Source organism: Mycobacterium sp. (assembly GCF_032162105.1).
GTDB lineage: Bacteria > Actinomycetota > Actinomycetes > Mycobacteriales > Mycobacteriaceae > Mycobacterium.
The window spans coordinates 1-17,569 of the sequence record NZ_JAVRPS010000234.1 but is presented as its reverse complement, the minus strand read 5'-3'; the positions used below and the strand labels follow the sequence as shown (position 1 = coordinate 17,569).

General features: G+C 68.4%; 17 protein-coding genes and 1 pseudogene. 5 read left to right on the top strand and 13 right to left on the bottom strand.

Annotated features, from left to right (window positions below; genetic code table 11):
- Positions 1 to 245 (top strand): annotated as a pseudogene (locus QOC69_RS11780) (hypothetical protein); the annotation flags it as partial.
- Positions 246 to 1,146: 901 nt separating this feature from the next.
- On the opposite strand, the gene QOC69_RS11775 reads toward QOC69_RS11780, so the two are convergent.
- The 9 genes from QOC69_RS11775 to QOC69_RS11735 are packed head-to-tail and all read right to left on the bottom strand — an operon-like array spanning position 1,147 to position 9,384.
- The gene (locus QOC69_RS11775) at positions 1,147 to 1,605 is read right to left on the bottom strand and encodes a nuclear transport factor 2 family protein (protein ID WP_526439568.1); all 459 of its coding nucleotides are present in this window, start codon (positions 1,603 to 1,605) and stop codon (positions 1,147 to 1,149) included.
- Complete coding sequence (gene tsaD, locus QOC69_RS11770; RefSeq protein WP_526439566.1) at positions 1,602 to 2,624, bottom strand: tRNA (adenosine(37)-N6)-threonylcarbamoyltransferase complex transferase subunit TsaD; 1,023 nt, start codon at positions 2,622 to 2,624, stop codon at positions 1,602 to 1,604. Before tsaD ends, QOC69_RS11775 begins: the two co-directional genes overlap by 4 nt.
- Positions 2,621 to 3,073, bottom strand: coding sequence for a ribosomal protein S18-alanine N-acetyltransferase (gene rimI / locus QOC69_RS11765; RefSeq protein WP_526439564.1), 453 nt, complete (start codon positions 3,071 to 3,073; stop codon positions 2,621 to 2,623). Before rimI ends, tsaD begins: the two co-directional genes overlap by 4 nt.
- Positions 3,070 to 3,696 carry a tRNA (adenosine(37)-N6)-threonylcarbamoyltransferase complex dimerization subunit type 1 TsaB gene (gene tsaB / locus QOC69_RS11760; RefSeq protein ID WP_526439562.1) on the bottom strand — a complete coding sequence of 209 codons (627 nt, stop codon included), beginning with the start codon at positions 3,694 to 3,696 and terminating at the stop codon, positions 3,070 to 3,072. The genes rimI and tsaB overlap by 4 nt, the downstream gene beginning before the upstream one ends.
- Positions 3,693 to 4,202, bottom strand: coding sequence for a tRNA (adenosine(37)-N6)-threonylcarbamoyltransferase complex ATPase subunit type 1 TsaE (gene tsaE, locus QOC69_RS11755; RefSeq protein WP_526439560.1), 510 nt, complete (start codon positions 4,200 to 4,202; stop codon positions 3,693 to 3,695). Before tsaE ends, tsaB begins: the two co-directional genes overlap by 4 nt.
- Positions 4,195 to 5,313 (bottom strand): alpha/beta fold hydrolase, encoded by a 1,119-nt coding sequence (locus tag QOC69_RS11750; protein ID WP_526439558.1) that lies wholly within the window; start codon positions 5,311 to 5,313, stop codon positions 4,195 to 4,197. The genes tsaE and QOC69_RS11750 overlap by 8 nt, the downstream gene beginning before the upstream one ends.
- The gene (gene alr, locus QOC69_RS11745; RefSeq protein ID WP_526439574.1) at positions 5,310 to 6,488 is read right to left on the bottom strand and encodes an alanine racemase; all 1,179 of its coding nucleotides are present in this window, start codon (positions 6,486 to 6,488) and stop codon (positions 5,310 to 5,312) included. Before alr ends, QOC69_RS11750 begins: the two co-directional genes overlap by 4 nt.
- A gap of 54 nt (positions 6,489 to 6,542) precedes the next feature.
- Positions 6,543 to 7,934, bottom strand: a complete 1,392-nt coding sequence (gene gad / locus QOC69_RS11740; protein WP_526439556.1) for a glutamate decarboxylase — start codon at positions 7,932 to 7,934, stop codon at positions 6,543 to 6,545.
- Positions 7,935 to 7,956: 22 nt separating this feature from the next.
- Positions 7,957 to 9,384, bottom strand: a complete 1,428-nt coding sequence (locus QOC69_RS11735) for an NAD(P)H-hydrate dehydratase (RefSeq protein WP_526439572.1) — start codon at positions 9,382 to 9,384, stop codon at positions 7,957 to 7,959.
- 81 nt (positions 9,385 to 9,465) lie between these two features.
- Here QOC69_RS11735 and QOC69_RS11730 point away from each other — a divergent pair, with 81 nt between their 5' ends.
- Positions 9,466 to 10,440: a 1-aminocyclopropane-1-carboxylate deaminase/D-cysteine desulfhydrase gene (locus QOC69_RS11730; RefSeq protein WP_526439554.1), complete on the top strand. Its 975-nt coding sequence runs from the start codon at positions 9,466 to 9,468 to the stop codon at positions 10,438 to 10,440.
- Here the strand turns inward: QOC69_RS11730 and QOC69_RS11725 are convergent.
- Genes QOC69_RS11725 through QOC69_RS11715 form a run of 3 tightly spaced genes read right to left on the bottom strand, consistent with a single transcriptional unit; the run spans position 10,411 to position 13,300 of the window.
- Entirely contained in the window at positions 10,411 to 11,091 is a 681-nt protein-coding gene (locus tag QOC69_RS11725; RefSeq protein ID WP_526439552.1) for an alpha/beta fold hydrolase, read from the bottom strand. The genes QOC69_RS11730 and QOC69_RS11725 overlap by 30 nt on opposite strands.
- 5 nt (positions 11,092 to 11,096) lie before the next feature.
- Positions 11,097 to 12,965: a glutamine--fructose-6-phosphate transaminase (isomerizing) gene (glmS, locus tag QOC69_RS11720; protein WP_526439550.1), complete on the bottom strand. Its 1,869-nt coding sequence runs from the start codon at positions 12,963 to 12,965 to the stop codon at positions 11,097 to 11,099.
- Between the two features lie 5 nt (positions 12,966 to 12,970).
- Entirely contained in the window at positions 12,971 to 13,300 is a 330-nt protein-coding gene (locus QOC69_RS11715) for a hypothetical protein (protein ID WP_526439548.1), read from the bottom strand.
- A 166-nt stretch (positions 13,301 to 13,466) separates the two neighbouring features.
- On the opposite strand from QOC69_RS11715, the gene QOC69_RS11710 reads away from it, so the two are divergent.
- Positions 13,467 to 14,309 carry a dienelactone hydrolase family protein gene (locus tag QOC69_RS11710; protein WP_526439546.1) on the top strand — a complete coding sequence of 281 codons (843 nt, stop codon included), beginning with the start codon at positions 13,467 to 13,469 and terminating at the stop codon, positions 14,307 to 14,309.
- Positions 14,310 to 14,320: 11 nt separating this feature from the next.
- Here the strand turns inward: QOC69_RS11710 and QOC69_RS11705 are convergent, their stop codons facing one another.
- The gene (locus QOC69_RS11705; RefSeq protein ID WP_526439544.1) at positions 14,321 to 15,322 is read right to left on the bottom strand and encodes a GDP-mannose 4,6-dehydratase; all 1,002 of its coding nucleotides are present in this window, start codon (positions 15,320 to 15,322) and stop codon (positions 14,321 to 14,323) included.
- A gap of 485 nt (positions 15,323 to 15,807) precedes the next feature.
- Between QOC69_RS11705 and QOC69_RS11700 the strand changes: the two genes are divergently transcribed.
- The gene (locus tag QOC69_RS11700) at positions 15,808 to 16,848 is read left to right on the top strand and encodes an LLM class F420-dependent oxidoreductase (protein WP_526439542.1); all 1,041 of its coding nucleotides are present in this window, start codon (positions 15,808 to 15,810) and stop codon (positions 16,846 to 16,848) included.
- A gap of 212 nt (positions 16,849 to 17,060) precedes the next feature.
- On the top strand, positions 17,061 to 17,569 hold a 509-nt coding region (locus tag QOC69_RS11695; RefSeq protein ID WP_526439570.1), incomplete at its 3' end, for a DEAD/DEAH box helicase.

Below are 17,569 nucleotides of genomic sequence, written 5' to 3'. Positions count from 1 at the left end.
TCGTCATCACCACACCCACCGGACACACCTACACCACCAAACCCGGCAGCAGCCTCTACTTCCCAGCCTGGGCGATCAGCACTCCAGCGCCGCCAAGCAGGTCCGCAACGCCGGGTGAGAACCGCGAGACCATGATGCCCGTGCGAAAACGCAGCCGCGCCGAGGCGCGTGCAGATCGAGTGAGGAGCGAACGCAGGCTCAACGACGCCTACGTCGCCGAACGCAACAGGCCGCCGCCGTTTTGAGCAGTAGAGGTGACGGCGAAGGTATGCCATTCGCCGGGAACGCCTTTGAGTTGGTGGCCACGACCCTGCTCAGCAGCATGCGCGTCAGCGCTCACCTGTCTGACGGACCACGCGGCGATAATGCACCTAGGGCCCGTACGGTGATGCCCCAGCCGTGCGCCATTGACACGAGCCTGTGAGCTTCAAGGTGGCCAGATCCGGCAGCACGAAGACGTCCGTGAACGGAGCACCGGCTTGGATTGGCTTTACCACCGGTGACCCACCGGCGGTCGATGTTTGTACCGCGCTGCAATCGTTACCGCCGAAACCGATCCAATGGCTGCCCGGGGTCACATCGTTGGCCGTCAACGTTGCCGGCGGCCCATACGTGTACCAGGTTTCCGCGGACCGTTGAATCTCGTCAAGGTGCGTCCATACGGCGACTGGGTCACCCGTCGGGCACAGTAGGACCTCGCCCTGAGGTGTGAACGATTGCGCACCGGCCATGGCCCCACTGCTGTCGCCGGACCCGCGGCATGTATTGCCGACTGTGGGTACGCGGTCCGCGTGTGCGATCCCCGTGCCGAGCATCGCGGCGACGACCGCGCCCGTCACCGTTGTCATCGCAATGGGCACCCGGTGCTTCATGGTTGCTGAGAATAGGCTGTGTTCGGCGACAACGGATTTGTTTGGGCAAACCAAACTTGAGCACGATAGCGCCGCGTAGGGAGGCCGTTGTCGATGCCGTGGCGAATCAAGATGCGCTGGCCCAGTTCGTTCGCGCCCACACTGCGGCGCTAGCTCCAACGTGGGGGCGGTGGAGTCGCCGAGATGGGTGGGAAATGTACTTCAGCCAATCGCTACCACCGGATGCACGAGCCTACGTCGCCGAACGCAACAGGCCGCCGCCGTTCTGAGTCGGCTATCCGAACTGCTTCGGATCGATCATCAGGTGGTCGGAGACATCCCCGATCATCTGCACGTCGACCGTGCGTTCCGTGAAGTACCAACCCGTAATGTCGCGCGCGAACGCGTCGGAGTAGCGACCGACGACGATCGGTTGCAGCGGTACGGTTTCCGTCTGCTGGACGACGCAGAACGTCGAACGGGCGCTCGCCGTATCGCCGTCCACGTCGACGATGGGATTGAGCACCAAGTGCCGGGTCCGCGGCGTGTTGCCATGCTCCGGAAAGCGGCGCGTGGTGGTGGCGAACAGCTTGGCGATCCTTTCGGCACCGGAGACGCCCATGAAATTGCCCCGGCCAAGCAGTACGCCCACACCGTCGAAATCGCCGGCATCGATCAACTCGGCGTAGCGGTACAGCAGCTCGGTCACGGCCAGCTTGGCGGCCAACTCGTAGGTCAACTCGTAGGCGTTCACGCGACCTGTCCCTTCACCACCGGCAGGCCCGGGTCGCTGGGTACGTCCAAGGGCGATGGGGCGGCACCCGCCGCGATCAGGTGGGCGGCGAATGAGGCGATCATCGCGCCATTGTCGGTGCACAGCCGCGGCGTGGGGATGCGTAACGTCAAACCGGCGGCCGCGCAACGCTCTTCGGCCAGTTCGCGCAGGCGTGAGTTGGCCGCGACTCCCCCGGCGATCAACAGCGTGGAGACTCCGAGCTCCGTCGCGGCACGCACCGCCTTGCGCGTCAGGACGTCGGCCACCGCCTCCTGAAAACCCGCCGCCACATCGGCGGTGGCCGCATCCGGGTGGCTCTCCACGAAGCGGGCCACCGCGGTCTTCAGGCCCGAGAAGCTGAACGCGTACGGGTCGTCGCGCGGCCCGGTCATGCCGCGCGGGAAGGCGATGACGTCCCGGTCCCCGGTGCGGGCGAGGTCGTCGAGCACCTTGCCGCCCGGATACCCCAGACCCAGCAGCCGGGCGATCTTGTCGTAGGCCTCCCCCGCGGCGTCGTCGACGGTGCTGCCGAGCTCGGCGATCGGCTCGCCGAGCGACCGCACGTGCAGCAGGTTGGTGTGCCCGCCCGACACCAGAAGCCCGACGCTCTCGGGCAGCGGGCCGTGCTCGTAGACGTCGGCCGCCAGGTGCCCGCCGAGGTGGTTGACGGCGTAGAACGGCACCTCCCACGCAGCCGCATACGCCTTGGCCGCCGCGACCCCGACCAACAGCGCGCCTGCCAACCCGGGCCCGATGGTCGCCGCGACGACGTCGGGCCGCGTCACCCCCGCCGCGTCGAGCGCTCGGCGCATGGTCGGGCCGAGGGCCTCGAGATGTGCGCGAGACGCGATCTCCGGCACGACACCGCCGAACCGCGCGTGCTCGTCGACGCTGGAGGCCACTTCGTCGGCGAGCAGCGTGATGGAGCCGTCGGTCGCCAGCTCGCAGATGCCGACGCCGGTCTCGTCGCAGGAGCTCTCGATGGCCAGGATGATCATTTCGCCTCCCGCCGCATCGTGTAGGCATCGGCCCCGCTGGCGCGGTAGTACCGCTTGCGCAGTCCGAGCCTGGTGAAGCCTGCGCTCTCGTACAGGCCGATCGCCGCTTCGTTGTCGGTGCGGACCTCGAGAAAGATCACGCCTCCGGCCGCGATGTCGAGCAGCCGGTTCAGCAGGCCGCGCCCGATGCCCTCGCCTTGATGGGCGGTGTCGACCCCGATGGTGTGAATCTCGTACTCATAGGGCGGTTTTCGGCCCAGTCGGGTGACGCCGGCATACCCGACGAGCTTGTCGTCCACCCGGGCGGCGACGTAGTGGTTGTGCTCCGATTCGAGTTCCCGGATGAAAGCCACCGCGGGCCACGGATCGTCACCGGGGAACAGTTGCGCCTCCAGTTCGGCACACCGGTCGGCGTCGCCCACGGCCAGCTCACCGTATTCGACGGTCACGAACGCACCGGCTGGGGCTTGGCGTCGGGCCGCCGCAGGTACATCGGGACCAACGGGCCGGCTGGCACGGTCCAGTCGACGGCGCGCACCAGGCCGGACGCCGTCGGGTAGGTCGGAGCCAGCCGCGGGAGGTCGAACAGCGCGGCGTGATCGGGTGAACCGGCGACGGCGTCGGCGTCGGCAGGCACGTCGGCGGGGCTGCTGACGTCGGGCCCGTCGACCCGGACACCATCGCGGTAGCGCGCCCAGTACACCTCGCGGCGGCGGGCATCGGTGACCACCAGCACCTCGCCGGCGGTGTCCACCGCGATGGCGTCGAGGCTGCACACGCCGTGCACCGGGAGACCAAGGGCGTGCGCGCAGGCGGCGGCCGTCGCCATGCCGACGCGCAGGCCGGTGAACGGTCCCGGCCCACAACCGACGACGACGGCGCCGAGGTCGGCCATCGCGAGTCCGGCGTCGGCCAAGGCGCCCACCACGTTCGGCGTCAGCTGCTCGGCGTGGGCGCGTGCGTCGATCGTGACGCGTTCGGCAAGCACGTCGACGCCCGACGGGCCGCGCCTGATCACCCCGGCGGTCACGGCAGGGGTTGCGGTGTCGATGGCCAGCACGATCGTGGTCACGGCGTCACATCCCCCGTCGCTTCGCTCGCCCCAAGATTCCACCGCCACACAGCAGTGCGGACATCGGTGTCCCGGCCGCGCTCGAGCCGGATGTCGAGGTGGCGCTCGGAGAGGCGTTCCGCGAGGCCCTCCCCCCATTCGACCACCACAACGGCGTCGTCCAGATCCGTGTCGAGGTCCAGCGAGTCGAGTTCGGCGAGCAGGTCGGCGCCGGGATGATCGAGCAACCGGTAGATGTCGACGTGCACGAGGGCCGGCGTGCCGGGGCGCCGCGGCGGGTGCACTCGGGCCAGCACGAAGGTCGGCGACGTCACCGCGCCCTCGACGTCCATGGCCTGCGCGATTCCCTTGGCCAGCACGGTCTTTCCCGCACCCAGCGGGCCGGACAGCACCACCACGTCGCCCGCGCGCAGGTCGGCGCCGAGCCGAGCGCCGAACGCGACGGTGTCCGCCGCGGTGGGCAGTTCGGCGGTGCCTTCGAGGAGACCGACTCGAGGGTCAGCCATGGTTGCGGGCCCGGTCACGCAGCCGTCGGGTCAGCGCAATGAGCTTGGACGGCGTCGCACGCTCGACCAGGCGCACCAGCGCGTCGTCCACGATCTCCGGTTGTTCGAGCTGGACCAGATGTCCTGCGCCGCCGACGATCACCAGCTCGGACTTCGGCAGCGCCTCCGCCATCGATTCGGAGGACTCCTTCGGTGTCAGCAGGTCATGGTCACCGCACACGATCAGGGCCGGCACCTTGGCGAGAACGGCCAGGGCCTGCGTCTCGTCGTGCACCTCGAGCGCGTGCAGAAAGCCGACCACCGTGGCGATCGGCGTGTCGTGCATCATCCGCTCGGAGAACGCGACGACGCTCGGGCTCATCTCCTCGTCGCCGTAGGACGCCGCGCGCAGCACCGGACCGATCATCGACCGGGCGGCGCCGCGGGTGCGGTGCACGGTCTTGGGCGCGTACCGCACCGCGAAGCGGGCCGCCTCGAGTGCAGGGTTTCGCAGGATCTCGCCCAACGGCGAATGCGAAATACCTTCTGCCGCCGTGGAGATCAGCGCGACTCCGACGATCCGGTTGCGGTAGCGCTGCGGGTACTGGCGGGCGTGGGCCAGCACGGTCATGCCGCCCATCGAGTGCCCGACGAGCACCACCGGTCCGCGTGGGGCCATCACCGCCAGCACGGCCTCCAGATCCTGGCCGAGTTGGGGGACGGTGTAGGACTCGGTCGGGGCCTCGCCGGACTGACCGTGGCCGCGCTGGTCGTAGAACACCATCCGGACCTGGGGACCCCACTGCTCGGTCAGCCGGGCCCGCTGAAAGTGGAATGCGCCCATCCGAAGACAGAAGCCGTGGGCGAACACGACCGTGAGGGGCGCGTCCGCCGGGCCGACCTCTCGAACGGCCAGCGGCACCCCGTCGGCCGTGGTCACCACGTAGCTGCGGTCGGCGTCGAGCAGTTCGAAGTCCTCCCCGCTATAGGGATCGTCGTCGGTGAGGCGGCGGGTCAGCGAACGGGCCACCGTCGTGCCCGCAAGGCCGCCGACGGCAGCGATGCCGGCCACGCCCGCCAACCAGCGCGCATTCCGGATCCGGCCGCGGCGCCGAATTTCCTCATCGCTCAACGGTTCGCGCCCGTCGCATCGATTCCGGGACCGCCGCGGTAGGTCCGGGTGATCCGGCCCCGCGGGCTGGTGACCACCTCGTAGTTGATGGTGTCGAGCAGTTCGGCCCAGTCCTGCGCGGTCTGCTCGCCGTGCGCGCCCGAGCCGAAGAGGATGGCGTCGTCGCCCTCGGCCACGTCGGCGCGTCCTGGCCCGAGATCGACGACGAACTGGTCCATGCAGATGCGTCCGACGCTGCGCCGCCGCCGCCCGTTGATGAGCACGTCGATGCGCCCGCCGAGACTGCGGAAGACGCCGTCGCCGTAACCGATCGGCAGCAGTGCCACGGTGGTGTCCCGGTCGGCGATCCAGGTGTGGCCGTAGGAGACACCGTCACCCGCCTTGATCGAACGGATCAGCGCGACAGGGCATTTCAGGGTCATCGCGGGTCGTAGGCCCATGTCGCCGCGCGCCGCGATCGGCGTCTGGCCGTAGACGGCGATGCCGGGCCGGACCATGTCGTAGGCCAGATCGGGACGGGTCATCGCCGCGGGTGAGTTGCACAGGTGGGCCACCTCGAACTCGACGCCGGCCTCGCGGGCCTGCGTCCGGAGCTCCGAGAACCGTTGGGCCTGAATATCGTTGACCGGGCTGTCGGGATCGTCGCCGCAGGCCAGGTGCGACATGATGCCGCGCAGCCGGATGGCGTCGTCGGTGCGCGCCCGCGCCAGCACGGGGAGCAGCAGGGCGAACTCGGCACTGCCCGCACCGTTGCGGCTCAGCCCGGTGTCGACCTTGACCGTCACGGTCGCGGTACGTCCGGTGCGGGTCGTGGCGTCGAGCAGGTCGCCGAGTTGGCGCGCCGACGACACGGCCACCTGCACGTCGGCGGTCAGCGCAGGCGCGAAGTCCGTGCCAGGGGGGTGCAGCCACGCCAACAGCGGGGCGGTGACGCCGTCGCGCCGTATCGCGAGCGCCTCGTCCAGGGTCGCGACACCGAGTTCGGCGGCTCCCGCGGCCAGCGCGGCCCTGGCCACCTGGGTGGCGCCGTGGCCGTATCCGTCGGCCTTCAACACCACCATCACCTGGGCCGAACCCGCGTGTTCGCGCAGGAGGCGCACGTTGTGTGCGATGGCGTCGAGGTCGACCACCGCCTGTGCGGCGGGGTTCGATGTCGTGAGCTGTGTCGTCTGCATGGTCATGTCACCACCCTCGATTGTCCCAGAGGGCGGCTCCGGGGGCCGTCGGGCCTAGTGGGCGAACGGCTGCAACGTGTCGAAATGCCCCGCAGGCTTGAGCTCGTCGAGGGACTTCAGCGCGGTGATCACGTCGTCCTTGAGCGCCCTGGCCAGGTCGGCGGAGAAACCCTCTCGCACCACGACGCGCAGCATCGTGACGTCGTTCGCGTTGTCCGGCATCGTGTACGCGGGTACCTGCCAGCCGTAGGAGCGCAGGGCGTGTGAGACGTCGAACTCGGTGTATCCGCGATCGCCCGACAATCGGAAGCTCACGACTGGGATCGCCGATCCGTCGGAGACCACCTCGAAGTGCTCGCTCGCCCGGAGCTGATCGCCGAGCCACCGGGCCGTCTGCGACAGAGCGTTCATCACCTGCGTGTAACCGCTGCGGCCCAGCCGCAGGAAGTTGTAGTACTGACCGATGACTTGATTGCCGCCCTTGGAGAAGTTCAGCGTGAACGTCGGCATGTCCCCGCCGAGGTAGTTGACCCGGAACACCAGTTCCTCCGGCAGGTATTCCGAACTGCGCCACACCACGAAGCCGATGCCCGGATAGGTCAGGCCGTACTTGTGGCCGCTGACGTTGATCGACACCACCCTTGGCAGGCGGAAGTCCCAGACCACCTCGGGGTGCAGGAAGGGCACGACGAAGCCGCCGCTCGCGGCATCGACGTGCACCGGCACGTCCACGCCGCCGTCGGCGGCCAGCTTGTCCAGGGCCGCGCAGATCTCCGCGATCGGTTCCAACTCGCCGGTGTAGGTGGTGCCGAGGATTGCGACGACGCCGATGGTGTCCTCGTTGACGGCGTCGAGCACCTGCTCGGGGGTGATGACGTAGCGGCCCTCCTCCATCGGGAGGTAGATCGGCTCGACGTCGAAGTACCGGCAGAACTTCTCCCAGACCACCTGCACGTTGGAACCCATCACCAGATTCGGCCTTCTGGAACGCCAGCCGTCCTTTCCACCGCCGGCCTTCTCACGCCAGCGCCAGCTCATCGCCAGGCCGGCCAGCATGACGGCCTCACTGGACCCGACCGTGGATACCCCGATCGCGCTGGCCGGGTCGTCGTCGCGCAGCCCCTCGGCGTGGAACAGGTCGGCGACCATGCACACGCAGCGCTGCTCGATCGCCGCGGTCGCGGGGTACTCGTCCTTGTCGATCATGTTCTTGTCGAAGGTCTCCGCCATCAGCTTCTCGGCCTCGGGGTCCATCCACGTGGTGACGAAGGTGGCGAGGTTGAGCCGCGAGCTCCCGTCGAGCATGAGTTCGTCGTGGATGAACCGATACGCCGTCTGCGGGTCCATGCACTCGTCGGGCAGCCTCAGCGTGGGGACCGGCGCCATGGAGAACCGGCCGGTGTACGCCGGGGAGATCGATGGTGCCGGGGTGTGCCTCGCGGACATGGCGATTCCCTTCGTTGGATGGCTACAAGCTCGCGATCGCGGCACGTAGGTGTTCGAGGATGCGCGCGGCCGACGTCGGTACGGGCCTGGGTCCCGGATCGGCCGCCGACAGGTTGGCCGCCCTGGCGTGCACGAACGCGGCCATGGCCGCGGCCTCACCGGTGGGCAGTCCGGCGGCGAGCAGCGCACCGATGACGCCGGACAGCACGTCGCCGGATCCGGCGGTGGCCGCCCAGGACTGGCCTGCGGGGTTGAGGTAGACGTGTCCCGCCGAGCCGGATTCGGCGATCACCGTGACGTTGCCCTTGAGCAGGACAGTGGCGCCGAACGCGTCGGCCAGGCGTCGGGTGGCCGCGACCCGGTCGTCTCCCGGCGGATGGCCTGCCAGCCGGGCGAACTCCCCCGCGTGCGGGGTCAACACGGTCGGTGCGTCGCGCTTGGCCACCAGGTCGGGGTGGGCGGCCAGGATCGTCAGAGCGTCGGCGTCGACGATCACCGGCAGGTCGGTATCGAGTGCGAACCACAGCGCTGCGGCGCCTGCCTCGTCGGTGCCGAGGCCGGGCCCCACCACCCACGCCTGAACCCGGCCCACCGCGCTCACGGTCGGTGCGGCGACGACCTCGGGCCGGTGCGAGACCACCTCGGCTGCCGCGCTGCCTGCGTAGCGCACCATCCCCGACGTCGCCGCGACGGCGGCGCCGGTGCACAGGATCGCCGCCCCCGGGTAGGCCGCCGAACCGGCCAGCACGCCGGTGACGCCCTGCGAGTACTTGTCGTCGGCGGCGCCCGGCACCGGCCAGCGCCCGGCGACGTCGGCGGCGTCGACACCGACCAGATCGGTGGTGGGAAGGTCGAGGCCGATGTCGACCAACTCGACGCGTCCGCAATCCCCAAGGGCATGAACCGGTTTGAGGCCGCCGAACGTCACCGTGAGCGCGGCGTGGACGTGCGGTCCGTCCGCCGCACCGGTCTCGACGTCGATACCGCTGGGCAGGTCCACCGCGACGACGGGGATGCCCGCGGCGTCGACGGCGGCGAACACCTCGGCCGCGGCGGGACGCAGCGGTCCCGAGCCGGAGATCCCGACCACACCGTCGATCACCAGATCGGTTGCGGCTGGCAGGGTTTCGACGACACGACCACCGGGCCTGATGAACGCCGCCAGCGCCGCGGCGTGTACGCGGTCAGGGTTGAGCACGACGGCGGTGGTGCTCACGCCGCGACGGCGCAGGAACGTTGCGGCCCACAGCGCGTCGCCGCCGTTGTCTCCTGAGCCGACGACCGCGCACACCCGCCGACCGGCGATCGCACCGGTGCGGGACTTGAGTTCGCGGGCGATCGCAGTGGCCAGTCCATGGGCGGCCCTGCGCATGAGGGCACCGTCGGGGAGGCTTCGCAGCAGCGGCGCCTCTGCCGCGCGGATCGCATCCGCGGAGTAGTAGTGCCGCATCGTCACCAAGGCTACGTGCTCCCCCTGGGAAGCACTGCCACTCTGAGTAATGCGACCGCCGAGGCCCTAGCATGGGACTGGATGGAAGCAGAACCCACGCCGGTGCAGCTGCTCACCGGGCCGACTCCTCTCGAGCCCGCACCTCGCCTGTCGGCAGCGGTCGGCTTGGCTCCCGACGGCCTCTGGATCAAGCGTGATGACCTGATCGGGCTTGGCGGGGGCGGCAACAAGGTGCGCAAGCTGCAGTGGACGTGTGCCCAAGCCCTTGCCGCCGGCGCGGACACCCTGATCACCAGCGGCGCGGCTCAGTCCAACCATGCTCGATTGACCGCTGCTGCCGGCGCCCGCCTTGGCCTACACGTGGTGCTGGTACTGGCAGGCAGCCGCCCCGACCCGGGACAACTGACCGGCAACCTCGCCCTGGATGCCCTGTTCGGGGCATCGATCGTGTGGTCGGCTGACGGTGGCGAGGCCGCGCTTCGGGCGCGGGTGGACGAGGTCGCCGCCGAGTTGGTGAACGCTGGTCGCCGTCCGGCGGTGATACCGTTCGGCGGCTCAACGCCTCTGACGACCAATGCCTACCTGGACGCCACGCGCGAAATCCTCTCCCAGGGTGTTGGTCCCGACCACGTCGTGGTCGCTGTGGGGTCGGGCGCCACGATGGCCGGGCTGGTTCGGGGCTTCGGGGCGCAACGGGTGCTCGGGGTGCATTGCGGTGCGGTCACCGACCCGCACCGCGCGGTGCGCGCGCTGTTTCCGGTCCACGATCCGGCACCCACGAGTCTGCGGATCCGCATGGACCAGGTCGGCGCCGGATATGGGCGAGTCACCCCCGAAGTCACCGCCGCGCTGGCGTTGGCCGCACGCACGGAGGGCATCGTCTTCGATCCGGTCTACACCGGGCGTGCGCTGGCCGGGCTCATCGCGGAGGTCGACGATGGGCAAATCGAGCCGGAATCGACGGTAGTGCTGATGCACACCGGCGGACTACCCGGCCTCTTCGGCCACACCGAGTTCATCGCCGGGCTAGGCAACGTCGGCCCAGAAGCGGTGTGACCGCGCGGCGATCTCCTCGGGATACTCGCCGTTGAGAACGCGGCGGCGCAGCGCTTCGGGCACACTCGGAGCGAACAGCGCCCCGGATACCAACGCGGTCTTGAGAGGAATCCGCGCGAAGGTCATCGCCGGATCGAGAAGCACCAACGACGCCACCCGGCCCTGGCGTCTGACGGCACAGTCGGTGGCCGTCCACCCGCCGATCGACACCCCCATCAGGTGCGCGGCATCCAGTCCAAGTCCGGCCAGCGTCTCGTCGAGCCACTGCGCCTGATCGTCGGGCCCGGTGATCGGCTTCTCCTGTACCGAGAGCCCGGCCTCGCCGAGCAGGTCGACGCAGTACGCGGTGCGGCCTTCCAGTACGCCGGGCAGGTTGGCCCGCCACATCGGCGTCGAGGCGTTGCGGCCGGGCAGGAGGACGACCGGGGTGCTGGAATTCTCGGCGGGTCCGTCGAACCGGTAGGCGCGCACCGTGCCGAAACTCGTTGGCACGTCGGCCAATGCACTGAACGGTGGTAGCCCGGCCATGCCGGTCTGGTAGGCCTGAAGGTAGTGCGCGAAGCCGTCGTAGTCTACGTCGCCGACGAAGTGCCCGAGACGTCCCCGGCCGGAGCGCGGCGCCACCTGGGGCGTCGGGACGACGAGATCCACGCGGCCTACTCGACGGTGACGGACTTGGCCAGGTTGCGCGGCTTGTCGACGTCGTAGCCACGGGCGCGGGCCACCTCGGCGGCGAACACTTGCAGCGGGATCGTCGACAGTAGCGGCTGGAAGAGCGTTGAGACGGCCGGGATTTCGATCAGGTGATCGGCGTAGGGCCGCACCGTGTCGTCGCCCTCCTCGGCGATCACGATGGTGATCGCGCCGCGGGCCTGAATCTCGCGGATGTTGCTCATCAACTTGGAATGCAGCATCGCGGCGTTCTTCGGCGACGGCATCACGACGATGACGGGCAGGCCGTCGTCGATCAGCGCGATCGGCCCGTGCTTGAGCTCGCCTGCGGCGAAACCCTCGGCGTGCATGTACGCCAATTCCTTGAGCTTGAGCGCTCCCTCGAGCGCGACTGGGTAGCCGACGTGGCGACCAAGGAACAGCACGGTCGGCGACGACGCGTACCGGCGGGCCAGTTCCGCGACAGGCTCCATGCAGGTCAGCACCCGGCTGACGAGATCGGGCATCGCCTCGAGTTCGTGGTACTCGCGCTCGACCTCGTCGGGGTATTTGGTGCCGCGCGCCTGGGCCAGTGCGAGGCCGACGAGGTAGTTGGCGGCGATCTGCGCCAGGAAGGTCTTGGTGGACGCCACGCCGATCTCGGGTCCTGCGCGGGTGTAGAGCACCGCGTCGCACTCGCGCGGGATCTGGCTGCCGTTGGTGTTGCAGATCGCCAGCACCTTGGCCTTCTGCTCCTTGGCATGGCGGACGGCTTCCAGCGTGTCGGCGGTTTCACCGGACTGCGAGATGGCGACGACGAGCGTGCTGCGGTCCAAAACCGGGTCCCGGTACCGGAATTCACTCGCGAGCTCCACCTCGACGGGCAGCCGGGTCCAATGCTCGATCGCGTACTTGGCGAGCAGCCCGGAGTGGTACGCGGTACCGCACGCCACCACGAACACCTTGTCGACCTCGCGCAACTCCTGATCCGACAGGCGCTGCTCGTCGAGCACGATCCGGCCGTCGATGAAGTGGCCGAGCAGGGTGTCGGCGACCGCCGCGGGCTGCTCGGCGATCTCCTTGAGCATGAAGTACTCGTAGCCGCCCTTCTCGGCGGCGGACAGATCCCAGTCGATGTGAAAGTGGCGCGCGCTCGCGGTCTCATCATTGCCGTCGAAGTCACTGATTCGGTATCCGTCGGCGGTGATCACCACCGCCTGGTCCTGGCCGAGCTCGACGGCGTCGCGGGTGTGCTCGATGAACGCGGCGACGTCGGAGCCGATGAACATTTCGCCATCGCCGACGCCGATCACCAACGGCGTGGACCGCCGCGCGGCGACGATCATGCCTGGCTCGTCGGCGTTGGCGAAGACCAGCGTGAAGTGACCCTCGAGGCGTCGCAGCACGGCCAGTACCGAGGCGGGGAAGTCGCCCGCGGTGTCGCCGTGGCGGTATTGCTCGGAGACGAGGTGGACGGCGACCTCGGTGTCGGTGTCACTGGCGAACTCGACGCCGGAGGCCTCGACATCGGCGCGCAGGGCCGCGAAGTTCTCGATGATCCCGTTGTGGACGACGGCGATCTTGCCTGCGGCGTCGCGGTGGGGGTGGGCGTTGCGATCCGTCGGGCGGCCGTGGGTGGCCCAGCGGGTGTGGCCCATGCCCGTACTGCCTGCGAGCACACCGGCGTCGGTCTCCTCGAGCGCGGCCTCCAGGTTGGCCAGGCGTCCCGCGCGGCGACGGACGGTCAGCCCGCCTGCGCCGTCGAGCAGCGCAACGCCCGACGAGTCGTATCCGCGGTACTCCATCCGGCGCAGCGCATCCACGACGATGCCCCTGGCAGGACGCTGCCCGACGTAGCCGACGATTCCGCACACGAGCATCAAGGATAGTGCAGCCGCCGCCCCCGAACCGTTCCGGCTGCAGTGTCGGACCGGGCAGCAAGCTCGCCGAGCAGGGCGGCGACCACGCCGAACGCGAAGTACAGCGGAACCAGCCACGGCCCCACCCCGAACAGCTGATCGCACGACTCGGCGTACCGGAACACGCCGACTTCGACCAGCGCGATCTCCACCACCGGCCCCACGACAGCGGCAAGCGCCCCGCAGACCACCGAGGGGCCGTCGCCGAGGCACACCAGGTAGATCACCGCCAGCGCGCAGATCAGAGCGCTCGCGGGCACCGCAGGCGCCGCGTGCATCAGGGCGGTCACCACGTGGGGGCGTGGTCGCCGACCAGAGCCGCGGCGCCACCAAGGACGAAGAGGAAGATCGCGACCGGCGGACGCACTTTCATCCACGGAACCCAACGCACGGGCGAGTGGGCAGGGGCCGGTGGGCAGGGGTTGGTGGGCGGCGTTAGTGAGATAGGTTCAACGGGTGGCCAAGACGAAGAAGCTCTTCGCTGCGTTGACGCGGCGGGGCCCGCACCGAGTTCTGCGGGGTGACCTGGCCTTTGCCGGCCTACCGGGCGTCGTCTACACCCCCGAATCGGGGATGAACCTGGCGGGTGTGGCGTTCGGCCACGACTGGCTCGCGGGCGCTGACCGCTACCACGGCACCCTCGAACACCTGGCATCGTGGGGCATCGTCGCGGCGGCGCCGAACACCGAGACCGGCGTCGCGCCGTCGGTGCTGAATCTGGCGTTCGACCTGGGCACGACGCTCGACATCATCGCGGGTGTGCGACTGGGCACCGGCAAGATCAGCGTTCATCCCACCAAGCTCGGCGTCGTCGGCCACGGTTTCGGAGGGTCGGCGGCCGTGTTCACCGCCGCGGGCATGCCGAACAGGTTGAAGGCGGCCGCGGCGCTCTTCCCCGCCGTGACGCAACCTCCGGCCGCGCAACCCGCAGCGGGCCTGCGCGTGCCGGGACTGATCCTCACGGCCCAGACCGACCCGACCAACATCCGGTCGCACGCGGTGGACCTGTCGGCGGCGTGGAAGGCCGCGACGGTGCGCACGGTGGCCAAGGCCAAGCCCGGCGGGCTGGTCGAGGGCTTCCGCCTAACCCGCGTGGTCGGGCTTCCCGGCGCGGACCGCAGCACCCAGAAGGTGGTCCGCGCGCTGTTGACCGGCTACCTGCTGCACACCCTCGCCGGTGACAAGACCTACAAGGACTTCAGCGATCCCGAGGTCGTGCTGCCGAAGACGGCGCCGCCGGACCCGGACGCTGAGCCCGTCACCATCGAGGACAAGGTGGTAGCCCTGCTCAAGGGCTAGACACCTAATGTCTAAGCCGCGGCTGCTTGCCGCGCGATGTCGTGTTGCACCATCATCTCGACGAGTTCGAGGAACGACACCTTCGGCTTCCAGCCGAGTATTGAATTCGCCTTACTGGCGTCGCCGACCAAGACGTCGACTTCAGAGGGCCGGGCGAAGGCCGGGTCGAGCTCCACATGCCGTGCCCAATCCGAGATGCCGACCACGCTGAACGCGGCGTCGAGCAGCTCCGAGATCGAATGCGTTTCGCCAGTGGCGATCACGTAATCGTCGCCCTGGTCCTGTTGAAGCATCAGATACATCGCCTCGACGTAGTCGCCGGCGAAGCCCCAGTCACGTTGGGTGTCCAAGTTGCCCAATGCGATGGTGTCCTGCAGTCCCAGCGAGATCCTGGCCACCCCGTGCGCGACCTTGCGAGTGACGAATTCCAAACCGCGCCGCGGTGATTCGTGATTGAACAGGATGCCCGAACTCGCGTGCAGTCCGTAGGACTCGCGGTAGTTGATCGTCAAGTGGTGGCCGTACGCCTTCGCCACGCCGTACGGGGATCGTGGCCACAACAGAGTCTTCTCCGACTGGACGATGTCCTGGACCTTGCCGAACATCTCCGAGGTCGACGCCTGGTAGAAGCGGACCTGCCTGCCGGATAGATCCTGATAGAACCGGATCGCCTCCAACGCGTTGAGCACTCCGCCGCCGTTGACGTCAGCGACCAGTCGGGGATTCGTAAACGAATGCGGTACGAACGACACTGCCCCGAGGTTGTAGACCTCGTCTGGCTTAGTAATCGTCATCGCCCGGATCATGCTCGAGGCGTCGAGCAGATCGCCGGAGACGAGCCGGAGCGCAGGCAGGTCGCGAGCAAGGGCCGCCGCCTTGGGGTTGTTCTGGCCGCGCAGAAGACCGAAAACCCGATAGCCTTTCGCTAGCAACAGCTCCGCGAGGTAAAAGCCATCCTGTCCCGTAATGCCGGTGATCAGCGCCGACTTCTGCTCGAGCGCGGACAATGCCATCGATCCCCAATCAGAGCTAACTCGCGAAAAGGGGCCTTGTGACGCAGGACCATTCCACGACGACGAAGAGGTGCAGCCAACTCATTGCAGCCAACTCATTATGGATGCACGACGCGCTGCATTGCAATCCGAATCGGCGAACGGCGATGAGCCCACAGCAAATTCGTGCGCTCCGGTGGCACATCGTCAACGGCGCTGGTAGCCGTCCTTCGCGACGTAAAGCCGCGCATACGACAATCGGGCGAACAGTTTCGAAGGCCGACGTTGCGGTGGCGTGTATGGCAAACAAAGCCGCTCGCATTGCGCCGTTTGTGACATGGCTAAATACTGTGATGACACTCATCAGGTGAATTCCTGTGGATTTCCAAACGCCGATGGAATTGGACCGAGGAAACCGCAACCATCCGGGCAGCCAGGATGTCGGCTCGCCCTGCTGGCGCCCGACCGGCGGGAACCAACCAACCGGTGGGTGGTATAAACCAACGATGCGCACCGGAATCTTTCTGAGCTACGCCGGCGGCTTCCGCGAAGCCGCTGACCAGGTCGTCGAGTTCGAGAAGCGCGGTGTCGACATCGCACTCGTCGCCGAGGCCTACTCGTTCGACGCCATCAGCCAGCTCGGTTACCTGGCGGCCAAGACCTCCACCATCGAGCTCGGCTCCGGCGTGGTCCCGATCTATGTCCGCACCCCGACTCTGCTCGCCATGACGGCGGCGGGCCTCGACTACGTCTCCGACGGTCGGTTCCGGCTGGGCATCGGCACGTCCGGCCCGCAGGTGATGGAGGGCTTCCACGGCGTCCCATTCGACGCCCCGATGGGCCGAACGCGCGAGGTGATCGACATCTGTCGCCAGGTGTGGCGTCGCGAGGACGTCACCTACGACGGCAAGTACTATCAGATTCCGCTGCCCGCCGACCGTGGCACCGGCTTGGGCAAGCCGCTGCACCTCATCAATCACCCGGTGCGGGAACGCATCCCGATCACGGTCGCCGCGCTTGGCCCCAAGAACGTCGAGCTGACCGCCGAGATCGCCGAAGGCTGGCAACCCGTGTTCTTCTATCCCGAGAAGGCCGACGCGGTATGGGGCGACGCGCTGCGCGCCGGGTTCGCAAAGCGCGACGCGGCACTGGGGCCTCTGGACGTCATGGTCTCGGCCAACCTGGCCATCGGCGACGACGTCGAGGACCGGTTGGCGTGGGCGAAACCCCAACTGGCGCTGTATATCGGCGGGATGGGCGCCAGGGGCAAGAACTTCTATCACAATCTGGCCACCAACTACGGCTTCGGCGAGGTCGCGAACGAGATCCAGGACCTCTACCTGGCGGGCAAGAAGACCGAGGCCATCGCCGCGGTGCCAGACGACTTGGTGCGCAACACATCCCTGGTGGGCCCACCCGGGTTCGTCAAGGAACGGCTTGCCGCCTACGCCGAAGCGGGCGTGACGACGCTGTTGGTGCATCCCCTCGCCGCCGACGCGGCCGAACAGACCCGTTACGTCGAGGAATTGGTGACGCTCGTCTCGTGATTCGGGCGAACCGGGTTCGTCCGGTAGTCTGATCTTCAGCGGCATCGTCTGTTCTGCCTTTTGCCGCTTCTTTCTCGTCATACCGAGCGCCGCGGGAAGTCACCCGCGCCGGGCAGGACGACCTTTCAACTTTCGGAGTTTCACCCTTGTCTGTTTCCATGCCCATTTCCGAGCCCATTTCTGAGGGCATTTCTGAGCCCGGCGCCAACGCCATGCCCAGCTTCGCCGACTTCGGCCTTCCCACTGACGTCGTCGCGGCCATGGCCGCCAACGGCATCGACAACGCCTTCCCGATTCAGGCTGCGACGCTGCCTGATTCGTTGGCAGGCCGTGACGTACTCGGCCGCGGCCGCACCGGCTCCGGCAAGACCTATGCCTTCCTGCTGCCCGTGGTCGCCCGCCTGGCGAGCAGCACGACCCCCCGCCGGGCCGGTCGTCCCCGCGCCCTGATCCTGGCCCCCACACGCGAACTCGTCGCACAGATCGACGCCGCGCTGGCGCCGCTGGCCAAGGCCATGAACCTGCGCTCGGTCACCATCTTCGGTGGCGTCGGACCTGGCCCACAGATCGCCAAGCTGCGGGAGGGCGTCGACATCGTCATCGCCTGCCCCGGCCGGCTCGAGGACCACATGCAGTCCCGCCACGCCGACCTGTCCGCGGTGGAGATCACCGTGCTCGACGAGGCCGACCACATGGCCGATCTCGGCTTCCTGCCCCCGGT

Excerpts from the sequence above, each read along its gene's own strand:
- tsaD (WP_526439566.1), bottom strand. The coding sequence starts at position 2,624 with ATGATCATCCTGGCCATCGAGAGCTCCTGCGACGAGACCGGCGTCGGC.
- tsaE (WP_526439560.1), bottom strand. The coding sequence starts at position 4,202 with ATGGCTGACCCTCGAGTCGGTCTCCTCGAAGGCACCGCCGAACTGCCC.
- alr (WP_526439574.1), bottom strand. The coding sequence starts at position 6,488 with ATGCAGACGACACAGCTCACGACATCGAACCCCGCCGCACAGGCGGTG.
- gad (WP_526439556.1), bottom strand. The coding sequence starts at position 7,934 with ATGTCCGCGAGGCACACCCCGGCACCATCGATCTCCCCGGCGTACACC.
- QOC69_RS11735 (WP_526439572.1), bottom strand. The coding sequence starts at position 9,384 with ATGCGGCACTACTACTCCGCGGATGCGATCCGCGCGGCAGAGGCGCCG.
- QOC69_RS11730 (WP_526439554.1), top strand. The coding sequence starts at position 9,466 with ATGGAAGCAGAACCCACGCCGGTGCAGCTGCTCACCGGGCCGACTCCT.
- QOC69_RS11705 (WP_526439544.1), bottom strand. The coding sequence starts at position 15,322 with ATGGCATTGTCCGCGCTCGAGCAGAAGTCGGCGCTGATCACCGGCATT.
- QOC69_RS11700 (WP_526439542.1), top strand. The coding sequence starts at position 15,808 with ATGCGCACCGGAATCTTTCTGAGCTACGCCGGCGGCTTCCGCGAAGCC.